Raw genomic sequence first — 13223 nt, forward strand, 5'->3', positions numbered from 1 at the left:
TGGCCGGTTGGTAATGGATGAGTGTGGCATGCTGTTGGGTGTCTGGGGTGACACGTGTTGTTGTGTTGTTTCGGGTGTTGTTTGTTGAACTGTATAGTGGACGCGAGCGTTTTTTCTTTTTGTGTGTGTTTTGTTGTGTTGTAAGGGCGCACGGTGGATGCCTTGGTATGCTGAGCCGATGAAGGACGTGAAAGGCTGCGATAAGCCTCGGGGAGTTGTCAATTGAGCGTTGATCCGAGGGTGTCCGAATGGGGAAACCTGGCCGTGGTTGTGTGCGGTCGCCATGCTGGTGAAGGTTTGATAGCTGGTGTGGAGGTTACGCGGGGAAGTGAAACATCTCAGTACCCGTAGGAGAAGAAAACAATAGTGATTCCGTGAGTAGTGGCGAGCGAAAGCGGATGGTGGCTAAACCATATGCGTGTGATACTCGGCAGGGGTTGCGTGTGTGGGGTTGTGGGATGTTGTTGTTGCGGGTGCTGCCGTGCCTGTGGCGTGCTGCGCGTGGTTAGGGGAAGTGGCTTGGAATGGTCTGCCGGAGTGGGTGAGAGTCCCGTACCTGAAAGCTGTGTGTGGTGTGTGTGATGATGTCCCGAGTAGCAGCGGGCTCGTGGAATCTGCTGTGAATCTGCCGGGACCACCCGGTAAGCCTGAATACTCAGTGTGACCGATAGCGGATTGAGTACCGTGAGGGAATGGTGAAAAGTACCCCGGGAGGGGAGTGAAAGAGTACCTGAAACCGTGCGCTTACAATCCGTCAGAGCCTGTGCCTCATGTGTTTGGGGTGGGGGTGATGGCGTGCCTTTTGAAGAATGAGCCTGCGAGTCAGCGGCATGTCGCGAGGTTAACATGTGTGTGTGGGAGCCGTAGCGAAAGCGAATCCTAATGAGGGTGTTGTAGTGGCATGTCCTGGACCCGAAGCGGGGTGATCTACCCATGGCCAGTGTGAAGCAGCAGTAAGATGCTGTGGAGGCGCGAACCCACTTAGGTTGAAAACTGAGGGGATGAGTTGTGGGTAGGGGTGAAAGGCCAATCAAACTCCGTGATAGCTGGTTCTCCCCGAAATGCATTTAGGTGCAGCGTCGTGTGTTTCTTGCCGGAGGTAGAGCTACTGGATGGTTAAGCGGGACCAACATCTTAGCGATGCCAGCCAAACTCCGAATGCCGGTAATGTTAGAGCACGGCAGTGAGACTGCGGGGGATAAGCTTCGTAGTCGAGAGGGAAACAGCCCAGATCGCCGGCTAAGGCCCCGAAGCGTGTACTAAGTGGAAAAGGATGTGGGATCGCGAAGACAACCAGGAGGTTGGCTTAGAAGCAGCCATCCTTGAAAGAGTGCGTAATAGCTCACTGGTCGAGTGGTTCTGCGCCGACAATGTAGTGGGGCTCAAGTACACCGCCGAAGCCGCGGCATCCATGCAGTGTTGTGTGGGTGGGTAGGGGAGCGTCGTGTGGCCGGTGAAGCTGCCGAGGAATCGAGTGGTGGAGGCTATGCGAGTGAGAATGCAGGCATGAGTAGCGAATGACGAGTGAGAACCTCGTCCGCCGAATGACTAAGGGTTCCTGGGTCAAGCTAATCTTCCCAGGGTGAGTCGGGACCTAAGGCGAGGCCGACAGGCGTAGTCGATGGACAACGGGTTGATATTCCCGTACCCGCGCACATGCGCCCATGGTGAATCAGTGAGACTAACCACCCGATAGTGCGCCTGCCGCGGACACGGTTACGTGTTCGCATGATGGTGGGTGTGGTATTCGCGTGGGGCCTAATATCTGGTAGTAGCCAAACGATGGGGTGACGCAGGAAGGTAGTCGAGCCACTGATTGGATTGTGGTGTAAGCGTGTAGCCCGCAGGCCAGGGAAATCCGGTACTGCCCCAATACGGTTGGGAGGGTGAGACGTGATGCGTACCCACAGTATGTGGGGATGTCGATGATCCTATGCTGCCGAGAAAAGCCTCTAGTGAGTGTGTGTGCGGCCCGTACCCGAAACCGACACAGGTAGTCAGGTAGAGAATACTCAGGCGATCGGGCGAACTGTGGTTAAGGAACTCGGCAAAATGCCCCCGTAACTTCGGGAGAAGGGGGGCCACGCGTGGTGACCCACCCTTGCGGTGGTGAGGCTGCGCGGGGCCGCAGAGAAGAGAGGGAAGCGACTGTTTACTAAAAACACAGGTCCGTGCGAAGACGATCAAGTCGAAGTATACGGACTGACGCCTGCCCGGTGCTGGAAGGTTAAGAGGACCTGTGAAACCCACCTGTGTGGTGGGTTGAAGCGGAGAATTTAAGCCCCAGTAAACGGCGGTGGTAACTATAACCATCCTAAGGTAGCGAAATTCCTTGTCGGGTAAGTTCCGACCTGCACGAATGGCGTAACGACTTCCCTGCTGTCTCAACCACAGACCCGGCGAAATTGCACTACGAGTAAAGATGCTCGTTACGCGCGGCAGGACGAAAAGACCCCGGGACCTTCACTATAGCTTGGTATTGATATTCGATACGGTTTGTGTAGGATAGGTGGGAGACTATGAGCCCATCACGCCAGTGATGGAGGAGTCGTTGTTGAAATACCACTCTGATCGTATTGGGTATCTTCAAACCTCGGCCCGTGATCCGGGTCAGGGACAGTGCCTGGTGGGTAGTTTAACTGGGGCGGTTGCCTCCCAAACAGTAACGGAGGCGCCCAAAGGTTTCCTCAGCCTGGTTGGCAATCAGGTGGCGAGTGTAAGTGCACAAGGAAGCTTGACTGTGAGACTGACAGGTCGAGCAGGTACGAAAGTAGGGACTAGTGATCCGGCACCGGCTTGTGGAAGCGGTGTCGCTCAACGGATAAAAGGTACCCCGGGGATAACAGGCTGATCTTCCCCAAGAGTCCATATCGACGGGATGGTTTGGCACCTCGATGTCGGCTCGTCGCATCCTGGGGCTGGAGTAGGTCCCAAGGGTTGGGCTGTTCGCCCATTAAAGCGGCACGCGAGCTGGGTTTAGAACGTCGTGAGACAGTTCGGTCTCTATCCGCCGCGCGCGTAGAAACTTGAAGAAGGCTGTCCCTAGTACGAGAGGACCGGGACGGACGTACCTCTAGTGCGCCAGTTGTCACGCCAGTGGCACCGCTGGTTAGCTACGTACGGAAGGGATAACCGCTGAAAGCATCTAAGCGGGAAGCCCGTTCTAAGATAAGGTTTCACCAACAGGTGCCCCACAGACTATGGGGTCGATAGGCCAGAACTGCACACATAGCAATATGCAAGGTGACTGGTACTAATCCACCGAACACAACCACACCACACCACGCCACGCGTCCACTACACAGTATCAACAACCAACACCCACCCCACCAACCAGTCGGTGGCAACAGCGGCGGGGAAACGCCCGGACCCATCCCGAACCCGGAAGCTAAGCCCACCAGCGCCAATGGTACTGCACACGGAAGTGTGTGGGAGAGTAGGACACCGCCGACACCACAACCCACAAAGCCCAACCACCACGGTTGGGCTTTACCCATACCCACAACACGAACGCCCAACTCGCGTTACTATTAATTGATTGGTTCACAACCAATGAGTGCTCTTTAGACACAAGCCTGCAGAATCCATATGGAAGGTCCATCCACACGCATGACTGAGAATAACTCCCGACCACGTCGATCCGATTCACGCGGACAATCCCAAAGCTATCGGGGTTCTCGCAATAGTGGTGGTTATCGTGGTGATCGCTCTTGGGGGGAACGAAACGATGATCGCCGTGGTGGCTACCGCACGGAACGTGGGGATAGTGGGGGGCGCGGGCGTCGATACGAAGAACAGGGTGATGAGCGCCGTAAATACCGTTCCGGCGACCGTGAAGGTGGTGGGCGGCGCTTCGAGCGACAGGGGGAGCGTCGGCATTCGCAGCGTGCGGGCGCTGGCCGAAAAGACGATCGGACTCGGGGACCACACCGGCCAGGTTTTCGCGAGGAACGTTTAAATAAGCGCCAGCATGCGCCAACACTGCCGGATGATATTACTGCTCGTGATCTTGACCCAAGTATCTTGCAGGATTTAAAAAGCTTATCCAAGGACAATGCGGATACGGTAGGTCGTCATATGGTGATGGCGGCAGTAGTTATGGAAGAAGATCCACAACTGGCGCTACGCCATGCCCGCGCGGCTAAAGATCGTGCGGGCCGAGTAGCTGTGGTTCGTGAAACATGTGGAATTGCTGCCTACCACGCAGGTGAATGGAAGGAAGCGCTTTCTGAACTTCGCGCAGCGCGGCGTATGAGCGGTGGTCCGGGCCTATTAGCAGTTATGGCTGACTGCGAACGTGGTTTAGGCCGACCTGAAAAAGCATTGGAAATTATCCGAACAGAAGACCTTTCCAAGCTTGATGAGGATAGCCGTGTAGAACTCGCTATTGTGGTCGCTGGTGCACGGCAAGATATGGGTCATATCGATGCAGCCATTGCTGAACTTCAACGTGTGCTTTTTGAGCCAACACGCACCGGCATGACTGCATCACGATTGTTCTATGCATATGCTGATGCATTGGCGATGGCTGGACGTAATGAAGATGCGAAAACATGGTTTACTCACGCCGCAAACGCTGACGTAGGCGGGTTCCTGGATGCGAAAGATCGAATTGCAGAACTAGAAACTCAACATTAGGCTCCTTGCTACGATGCAGCCATCTTCGCTGCACTACACTGTGTAGTTATGACTGTAGCGAGTGGATATGACTGCCTTCTTTTAGACCTTGATGGGACGATTTGGGAAGGTGGTCGACCTATTCCCGGCGCTATTAAGGGAGTCCAATCCACAGGTCTGCCATTGTTTTACATTACAAACAATGCCTCGAAAGCTCCGAGTGTCGTTGCGGAACAACTCACGAACATTGGGTTGCCAACGGCACCTGACCATGTACTTACTTCGGCGCAAGCTGCTATTGAACTCGCCTCAAGGAAGATTCCAAGCGGCGCCAAACTGCTGATTTTGGGTACTGATTCTTTCCGCGAACTCGCCAGAGAAGCAGGATTTGTAGTTGTAGATTCTGCCGATGATAATCCTGTAGCTGTGCTACAAGGGCATAATCCATCTACCGGTTGGGCAGAGCTTTCAGAAGCTTCGATGGCGATCCATAAAGGCGCGACGTATTTTGCCAGCAATCTTGATACTACGTTACCGCAGGAACGTGGGCTTGCAGTGGGTAATGGTTCTATGGTTGCAGCCGTAGTAAGTGCGACTGGTATTGTCCCGGAAGCAGCTGGCAAGCCTAAGCCTATGATGTTTGAGGTGGCAGCAAGCCTGCTTTCGGCCAGCCGTCCACTCGCTATTGGTGACCGATTGGACACAGATATTGCTGGTGGTGTTGCTGCAGGTATGGATGCGTTTCAGGTACTTACGGGGGTAAGCGGCTTCTATGATGTAGTCAATGCCCCGGCATCACAGCGGGCAACTTTTTTGGCTGAGTCGATGTTGGATTTGGCGGAGGATTCAGCTACCTTGCGCCCTGGAGCACAAGGCGGTTTTTCTGCAGTGTGCACAGACGGAATTGTTGAGCTTGATGGTGGTGTGGGATCATCTACGGCAATCCAAGCACTTAGAACTGTTGTTGGGGCCGTCTGGGGATTGAGCGATAAGGGAAATCAAGTTCGAGAGGTTCGCGGAATAAGTGAGCATGCGCGTAGGGTATTGGAGGTTTGGTGGTGAGTGCCGTGCCACATGATCCGCATAATGAGTTGGTTACCGCGGAAGAGGTTCGTAAGTATGTTCATAATTTATTACGTGAGCCAGTAGCGGATCTTGCCGCTGAAGCAGAGATTTTATCCCAGGCACATGAGATCGTGCATAAGGCGCTGAAGTAAGGAATGAATATGGTTGCCAGGAGGCGTCTTGATGCTGAATTGGTGCGCCGTAAAATAGCTCGTTCTCGTGAACAAGCAGTTGAAATGATTCGTGATCGGAGGGTGTTTGTTGGCGGCATCCTTGCGGTGAAGCCTGCGACTATTGTGGATGACCAGGCTTCTATTCGTGTTGCAGAAGGTGCGGATGAAGATTGGGCCTCGCGCGGGGCACATAAACTTCTTGGCGCTTTGGCAGCATTTGCACCGATGGGTCTTTCAGTTCGCGGCAAAAAGGTGCTTGATGCAGGTGCTTCAACTGGAGGTTTTACCGATGTTGTATTGCGTAACGACGCCCGCGAAGTGATTGCTGTTGACGTGGGTTATGGGCAGCTAGTGTGGCGCCTGCAAAACGACGATCGAGTGCACGTACTTGATCGTACAAATGTGCGCACATTGACATTGGAGCAGACCCAAGGCCCCTGCGATTTTATGGTAGGGGATCTGTCTTTTATATCGTTACGTTTGGTTTTGCCTGCAATTGTCGAATGTATGTCAGAGGGTGCTGATCTCCTTCCTATGGTCAAACCTCAGTTTGAAGTTGGAAAAGATCGCTTGGGCTCTGGCGGGGTTGTAAGAAGCCCAGAATTGCGTGCAAAAGTGACTCGTGAAGTAGCAGAGTTTGCTGGTACCTTGGGGCTGAGCCTCAAAGGCGTTGTAGCTTCACCATTGCCTGGTCCAAGTGGAAATGTGGAATATTTTCTCTGGTTGATCAAAGACGGTGGCAAGAATGCTCCGAGTACTGAAGAACTTGAACGTATGATTGTTCAAGCCGTGAAAGAAGGTCCGCAATGACACCACGTGAGGTGCTCATCGTTCCACATACTGGCCGTCGTTCAAACGTGGATTCGGCGGCAGTTGCAGCCGAACTTTTAGACAAAGCCGGAATCGCCGTTAGGGTATTGGTTTATCGAGACGCCAGTTCTGTTGCCGAGCATCCAGTACTTGGACGATTCGATTTATACCGTCACTCGTATGAAGCAGCTATTGGTGTGCAATTAGTTTTGGTGCTTGGTGGTGATGGTACTTTTTTGCGTGCCGCCGATATTGCACGATCTGCGGATGTTCCAGTTTTAGGAATTAATCTTGGGCATGTAGGTTTCCTTGCGGAATGGGAAAGCGATTCCCTAGAAGAAGCAATAAAACGCGTTATTGCCTGTGATTATCGTGTTGAAGATCGCATGACCGTAGAAGTCCGTGTTATTGATAATAAAAAACAAGAACTCGGACGCGGCTGGGCGCTTAATGAAGTGAGCGTGGAAAACCAAGACCGCAGTGGTGTTCTTGACGCCACCCTTGAAATCGATGCCAGGCCGGTGAGTACGTTTGGGTGCGACGGTGTTTTGATTTCTACCCCTACTGGGTCTACAGCATATGCATTTTCTGCTGGTGGCCCGGTGTTATGGCCTGAGCTTGATGCAATTTTAGTGGTGCCTAATAATGCACACGCGTTATTTTCCCGACCTTTGGTAGTGAGCCCGCATTCTACGGTTGCTGTGGAATCAAAGGTGAGTTCAAATCCAGCGGAAGTTGTTATGGATGGCTTCCGGAAAATACCAATGCCGCCGGGTTCCCGTGTGGAAGTGGTTCGTGGTGAACGTCCTGTGCGCTGGGTACGGCTTGATACTCTTACTTTTACTGACCGGTTGGTTACAAAGTTCCGTCTTCCAGTGGAAGGCTGGCGCGGCCCAAACTAGTACGCAACACGCCCTACCAGTACGTTTGTTTGCTTCTTTGAAAGGTACAGTGTTGCTATGCTTGCAGAAATCTCCATTGAAAACCTTGGCGTCATCCCTGCGGTGAGTGCAGAATTGCATCCTGGTTTTACCGTGCTTACCGGGGAAACTGGCGCGGGTAAAACAATGGTTGTTTCTGGTCTAAGGTTATTAGGTGGTACCCGAGCTGATGCCTCGAAGGTTCGTACTGGGGCAAATCATGCGGTAGTAGAAGGAAGGTTTCTAATTGAACAATTGCCGGATGAGGCCCAACAGACCGTAATTAATATCGTTGAATCTGCTGGTGGCATGGCTGATGAGCAAGGCGAACTTATAGCTAGCCGAGTGGTTAACGCTTCTGGGCGTTCTAAAGCACACCTTGGGGGTCGGTCGGTTCCCGCAGCGACATTGCAGGAATTCAGCGTTGAATTATTAACGATCCATGGCCAAAACGATCAACTGAGATTGTTAGCCCCAGATCGGCAATTAGCGGCATTAGACCGGAGTAATTCGGAGATTCCCGGGTTACTGGAAACCTACCAAAAGCATTATCGGAAGTGGCGGGTACTTTCAAAAGACCTTTTTGAACGCACTTCGCGTCGCAGAGAGCTCGCCCAGGAAATCGATCGGCTGCAATTCGCCATTGATGAAATCAATGAGCTTCAGCCAGTTGCTGGTGAAGATACTGATTTGATTGCCAGTATTCGAAGACTCCAAGACGTAGATACTCTACGCGAGCAAGCAACGATTGCATTGACTGCTATTGATGGTGATGTTGAGTTCTCCGGTGATGAAATTTCTGCCTCTGACCAGCTAGGAAGAGCACAAGCTTCATTGGTGTCCAGCGAAGATAGCAGTTTGCGGGAATTAGGGGAGCGGCTTGCAGAATTAACATCGGCGCTGAGTGATATTTCCGCGGAACTAGGGCATTTTCTTTCCGATCTTCCCACAGACGCTGGGGAATTAGAATTCATGTTGCAGCGGCAGCAGCAATTAAAACAATTAACTCGCAAATACGCTCCAGATATTGATGGTGTATTGCAGTGGCGGGATAAAGCACAACGCAAACTTGAGTCCATTGATGTTTCCGGGGAAGCTTTAGAACAATTACAGGCGGAAGTTGCAGCATCGGAAAAGAAAATGCTTGCAGCAGCCAAAAAGTTATCCAATACTCGTAAAAAAGCTGCCAAAGAATTGTCTTCGTTGGTCACAGATGAACTTCATGGTCTTGCTATGCCAAAAACGAAGTTCATTGCTGAACTACGCACAATTGAACCTTCAAATGCTGGCATTGATGAGGTTGAGTTTTTACTTGCAGCACATAGTGAGGCGGAACCACGCCCCATAGCGGTGTCGGCCAGTGGAGGAGAATTATCTCGTGTCATGCTTGCATTGGAGGTGATTTTGTCTTCCGGTTCAACAGGGACAACGCTCGTTTTTGATGAAGTAGATGCTGGAGTTGGTGGCCGTGCAGCTATTGAGATTGGCCGGCGATTAGCCAGGTTATCGGTGCATAATCAAGTTATTGTGGTTACGCATTTGCCGCAGGTTGCGGCCTTCGCTGATGCGCATCTTCATGTTGCTAAAAATGTTGGGGATGCCAGCGTTACTTCTGGATTGGCCAAGCTTGAAGGTGATGAACGTGTCAATGAGTTGGCCCGAATGCTTGCGGGTATGGATGATACGGATAGCGGCCGTGCGCATGCGGCAGAGTTATTGGAAATGGCTGAATCGGAGCGTAAGAGATTCTCAGTCTAGGGCGCGCCTCCACCCTTACTTGAAGGTTGCGCTGCACAATGGGCGGCATGAGTCTTTTTTCCCGCAACTCAGATTTGCCTGGCCTGCACGGAGTAGTCCGTGATTGCACAACCAATGGTAAAGGCTTTAAGCGGCTTTCTTCTGGTGATATTGCCATTGTTGATGCGCCTGATATGACTCGGGCATTAGCACAGAGGCTTATCGACGCCCGCCCAGCCGCCGTAGTCAATGTTTCACGTTTCACTACTGGCGCCTATCCAAATTTTGGTCCGCAAATGTTAACTGATGTGGATACATTGCTGGTTGAAGGTGTTGGGGCGCAAATATGGGACCAGTTGCGTGATGGTAAAAAAGCTCGAATTACTGAAGATGGGCAGCTTTTCCATGGGGATAAATTAGTTGCTTCAGGTGTAGTAATTTCTGCGGCAGAAGCGGAAGAAAGCTTTATAGAAGCGCAGCGGGAATTATTGGACCATATGGAGGCTTTCTTTGGAAACACTATTCAATTTATCCACTCGGAAGTGCCGCTATTAATTGATGGTCTCGGTATTCCTGATGCGGGGGTTGAAATTGCGGATCGTAAAGTTGTTGTAGTAAGCCCAGGCCCAGGGCACCGAAATCAATTACGGGATTTGCGTAACTTTATTCGGGAGTTTTCACCGGTATTGGTTGGCTGTGATGAGGGAGCTGATACGTTAGTTGAACTCGGCTATAAACCAGACTTAATTGTTGGAAATCCGGCAGGTATTGGTGCGGACGCGTTGCGTAGCGGGGCGCAAGTAGTTCTTCCTGCTGATCCGGATGGTCATGCAGCAGGTTTAGAGCGGATTCAAGATCTTGGAGTGGGGGCTATGACGTTTCCTGCGGCGAGCCGTTCGGCCACTGATCTTGCCATGTTATTGGCGGATTATCATGGTGCGTCAATGATAATTTCGGTTGGCTCACCTTTGGATCTTATGGGTATTTTTGCAGATGCAAAGCAGGCTTCTCCATCGGCATTATTAACCCGAACAAAAGCTGGTCCAAAATTGGTGGATGCTGCGGCGATTATTGAGCTGTATACGGTACGTTCCGGCGCGAATATCGCGTGGATTTGGGCTGCTTTAGCAACCTTGGTCATGGTTGCGGTGGTATTGCTTATTGCGGGTACTTCTGGCGATGGCTCGTTTACACAGAATCTAATCAATACGTGGAATAACATTGCCCTGACTGTTCAGGGTTGGTTTAAGTAGGGGCAGCAACGATGTCGTCAAAAAGTTCTGTAATCACCGGCTTAATGCTGGGTATTGCGTGTGGTGTGGTATTTGGCACTTTTGTTTTGGGTCCAAATTTGCCTGGTGGAAGTAATCAAGAAAACGCAGATGCGGTTGCCCTTTTGGACAAGGCCAGGGAAGATGCTGATATTAATAAAGCACAAGCAAAAACTGTAGATAAGTACATAGCAAGTATCGCGGAAAGTGCCGTCGCCGGGCGCCTCGTTGATCGCTCGGTACTCGTGATTTCCACAGCTGATGCTTCTAATGAAGATTTGGAACATGTCGATTGGTTACTTCGCCATGCCGGCGCGATCGATGCTGGCGTTGTGAAGCTAGAAAAAAAGTTTGTGAAGCAGGATGCTGCTGATGCACTCAAACGAATAGTCACCGATACATTGCCAGCTGGTGCGAAGCTTTCGGAAGGAACTTTGGATCCAGGGATGCATACGGGCGAGGCTTTAGGGTTTGCCATCGGTGAGGTTGACGGTCAGCCGCTGGCATCGGTTGAAGATAGAAAAGCGTTTTTAGATGCATTACAGAACGCCGGTTTTATTTCATTTGAGGAAGGGACAATTCAACCTGCGCAGGGAGTATTATTGGTCACCGGTGATGATGACGGCTCCAAAGATTCGTTCGGGCCAATGACATTGGCGTCATTTGCGCAGGGTATTGATGCGCAGGGTGCGGGGGTAGTTGTTGCCGGGCGGATTCACACGGCTGCCGATTCTGGGGTTATTGGGCGGATTCGTGAAAAGCCCGAAGGTCGTGACAATGTTTCGACCGTTGATTCGGTGAACCAAAGTTATGGTCGAATGGCGGTTATATTGGCAATGCTTGAGCAACTCCAGGGTAGCTCTGGGGCATATGGTGCGGCTAAGGATACGGATGGTGCAGCACCACCATTGCCACCTCGCTAGAGCAGTATTGTGGATAGCATGACTGAACCAGGCCAGCATATATTTCGAGTTACGCATTCAGAAGTGCTTCTCGACGCCCCGATTATCGCCGTTCGCCGAGACCGATTGGTAATGCCAGGCGGCCACGAATCCAATAGGGAAATCGTTGAGCATTTCGGCGCTGTGGCTATTGTTGCTTTTGACGGTAAAAATATTGCGATGGTGCGGCAATACCGTCATTGTGTTCAAGATCGCTTATGGGAACTCCCCGCAGGCATTCTTGACGTGGCAGATGAAGACCCATTGGTTTGTGCGCAACGAGAGCTTATGGAGGAAGCTGGCCAACAAGCACACACCTGGCATCTGTTAACTGATTTGGTGTGTTCACCCGGTTTTTGTGAAGAAGCGGTACGGATTTATTTAGCCCGCGATTTGGAATCGGTGAAACGTCCCGAAGCCGATGATGAAGAAGCTGATATGCAATTGGAGTGGATTCCAATTGATAAAGCCCACGGCATGATTCATCGCGGTGAAATTGTTAACTCTATCGCCTTGGCAGGGATTATGGTGGCATTGGATATTGTGGCTGGCAGGTGTGCGCCCCGTAGTGTCGATGAACCTTTTACTTTGCGTCCACAAAGCTTGGCGCGGCGTCGAAAAGCCGCAGGTTTGGGTGCGGATATGAAGCGATTGTGACAGCATTAGAAGAAGCCACCAATACCTGGCTACATCACTTATCTGTTGAGCGGGGGTTGTCCGCAAACACAATAAGCAATTACCAACGCGATATTCGGCGATATTTAGAATGGCTCACATCGGCTGGCATTTCGAGTTTTGCGGAAGTTCGCTCGACAGATTTAGAACGATATATTGCTGATTTGCGACGCGATGGATTGGCAGCTTCTTCAAGCGCGCGGGCATTAGTGGTGGCCCGTGGATTACATAAATTCCTAGTTACTGAAGGGCTACTTGATATTGATGTAGCCGCAGAAGTATCTCCGCCAAACCTTGGTAGGTCACTGCCCGATACTTTAACTACTGCTGAAGTAGAGACGCTGCTCGCGGCAATTTCAACTGAAACACCGATAGGTGTGCGCGACCGTGCACTCTTGGAATTGCTGTATGCATCTGGTGCGCGCATTAGTGAAATTCTTGGTTTGTATCTGGATGATATTAGTGAGCTTGCGGAACAAGGCATCCTTATTGTGAAAGGCAAAGGGAATAAAGAGCGGATTGTTCCGGTTGGTTCGTTTGCGCAAAAGGCGGTTCAAGAATATCTAGTTCGCGGGCGCCCAAGTTTATCGAATGGTCAAAGCCACGCATTGTTTTTAAACTCGCGTGGGGGCGCACTTTCACGGCAGAGCGCGTGGGCCGTATTAAAACAGGCAGCCGCGAATGCAGGCATTGATAAAGATATTTCTCCGCATACTCTTCGACATAGTTTCGCTACTCATTTACTCGAAGGAGGAGCGGATGTGCGGGTTGTTCAAGAATTGCTCGGACATTCTTCAGTGACAACTACGCAAATTTATACTCATGTGTCTGCAGAAAACCTACGGCAAGTATGGCGTGCGGCACACCCCCGTGCGTAAAAGTTGAGAGAAGTCAAGCTTCAAGGGTTGTCGCCTCGCGGGCAAAAATATGCACGCTGCGACGATGGAATCAATGTATTCTATTTTTTGGAGCATGAAGGTAGTGCACTAACCAATTCTGTCAAGGAAGAGGGAT

At 51.4% G+C, this 13223-nt stretch carries 10 protein-coding genes and 2 rRNA genes; all 12 read left to right on the plus strand.

Going from position 1 to position 13223, the window contains the following annotated elements; all coding sequences use genetic code 11:
- Positions 1–130 precede the first annotated feature (130 nt).
- The 12 genes from CFREI_RS06045 (at position 131) to xerD (ending at position 13087) form a co-directional block, all read left to right on the plus strand.
- Positions 131–3276, plus strand: a 23S ribosomal RNA gene (locus tag CFREI_RS06045).
- Positions 3277–3336: 60 nt separating this feature from the next.
- Positions 3337–3453, plus strand: a 5S ribosomal RNA gene (gene rrf, locus CFREI_RS06050).
- 135 nt (positions 3454–3588) lie between these two features.
- Entirely contained in the window at positions 3589–4638 is a 1050-nt protein-coding gene (locus CFREI_RS06055) for a tetratricopeptide repeat protein (protein WP_420834532.1), read from the plus strand.
- A gap of 48 nt (positions 4639–4686) precedes the next feature.
- Complete coding sequence (locus CFREI_RS06060) at positions 4687–5679, plus strand: HAD-IIA family hydrolase (RefSeq protein ID WP_027012457.1); 993 nt, start codon at positions 4687–4689, stop codon at positions 5677–5679.
- On the plus strand, positions 5676–5834 hold the full coding sequence (locus tag CFREI_RS06065) for a hypothetical protein (RefSeq protein WP_156907730.1): 159 nt from the start codon (positions 5676–5678) through the stop codon (positions 5832–5834). Before CFREI_RS06060 ends, CFREI_RS06065 begins: the two co-directional genes overlap by 4 nt.
- A gap of 9 nt (positions 5835–5843) precedes the next feature.
- Complete coding sequence (locus CFREI_RS06070; RefSeq protein WP_027012456.1) at positions 5844–6665, plus strand: TlyA family RNA methyltransferase; 822 nt, start codon at positions 5844–5846, stop codon at positions 6663–6665.
- The gene (locus tag CFREI_RS06075) at positions 6662–7567 is read left to right on the plus strand and encodes an NAD kinase (protein WP_027012455.1); all 906 of its coding nucleotides are present in this window, start codon (positions 6662–6664) and stop codon (positions 7565–7567) included. The genes CFREI_RS06070 and CFREI_RS06075 overlap by 4 nt, the downstream gene beginning before the upstream one ends.
- Before the next feature lie 57 nt (positions 7568–7624).
- Positions 7625–9343: a DNA repair protein RecN gene (recN, locus tag CFREI_RS06080; protein ID WP_027012454.1), complete on the plus strand. Its 1719-nt coding sequence runs from the start codon at positions 7625–7627 to the stop codon at positions 9341–9343.
- 38 nt (positions 9344–9381) lie between these two features.
- The gene (gene steA, locus CFREI_RS06085; RefSeq protein ID WP_027012453.1) at positions 9382–10575 is read left to right on the plus strand and encodes a putative cytokinetic ring protein SteA; all 1194 of its coding nucleotides are present in this window, start codon (positions 9382–9384) and stop codon (positions 10573–10575) included.
- 11 nt (positions 10576–10586) lie between these two features.
- Positions 10587–11516, plus strand: coding sequence for a copper transporter (locus CFREI_RS06090; RefSeq protein ID WP_027012452.1), 930 nt, complete (start codon positions 10587–10589; stop codon positions 11514–11516).
- 18 nt (positions 11517–11534) lie between these two features.
- Positions 11535–12191 (plus strand): NUDIX domain-containing protein, encoded by a 657-nt coding sequence (locus tag CFREI_RS06095; protein WP_035111508.1) that lies wholly within the window; start codon positions 11535–11537, stop codon positions 12189–12191.
- On the plus strand, positions 12188–13087 hold the full coding sequence (xerD, locus tag CFREI_RS06100) for a site-specific tyrosine recombinase XerD (RefSeq protein WP_027012450.1): 900 nt from the start codon (positions 12188–12190) through the stop codon (positions 13085–13087). Before CFREI_RS06095 ends, xerD begins: the two co-directional genes overlap by 4 nt.
- Positions 13088–13223: the final 136 nt, after the last annotated feature.

Source organism: Corynebacterium freiburgense (genome assembly GCF_030408815.1).
GTDB classification, from domain to species: Bacteria; Actinomycetota; Actinomycetes; order Mycobacteriales; family Mycobacteriaceae; genus Corynebacterium; species Corynebacterium freiburgense.

Excerpts from the sequence above, each read along its gene's own strand:
- steA (WP_027012453.1), top strand. The coding sequence starts at position 9,382 with ATGGGCGGCATGAGTCTTTTTTCCCGCAACTCAGATTTGCCTGGCCTG.
- CFREI_RS06075 (WP_027012455.1), top strand. The coding sequence starts at position 6,662 with ATGACACCACGTGAGGTGCTCATCGTTCCACATACTGGCCGTCGTTCA.
- CFREI_RS06070 (WP_027012456.1), top strand. The coding sequence starts at position 5,844 with ATGGTTGCCAGGAGGCGTCTTGATGCTGAATTGGTGCGCCGTAAAATA.
- recN (WP_027012454.1), top strand. The coding sequence starts at position 7,625 with ATGCTTGCAGAAATCTCCATTGAAAACCTTGGCGTCATCCCTGCGGTG.
- CFREI_RS06060 (WP_027012457.1), top strand. The coding sequence starts at position 4,687 with ATGACTGTAGCGAGTGGATATGACTGCCTTCTTTTAGACCTTGATGGG.
- CFREI_RS06095 (WP_035111508.1), top strand. The coding sequence starts at position 11,535 with ATGACTGAACCAGGCCAGCATATATTTCGAGTTACGCATTCAGAAGTG.
- CFREI_RS06055 (WP_420834532.1), top strand. The coding sequence starts at position 3,589 with ATGGAAGGTCCATCCACACGCATGACTGAGAATAACTCCCGACCACGT.
- CFREI_RS06090 (WP_027012452.1), top strand. The coding sequence starts at position 10,587 with ATGTCGTCAAAAAGTTCTGTAATCACCGGCTTAATGCTGGGTATTGCG.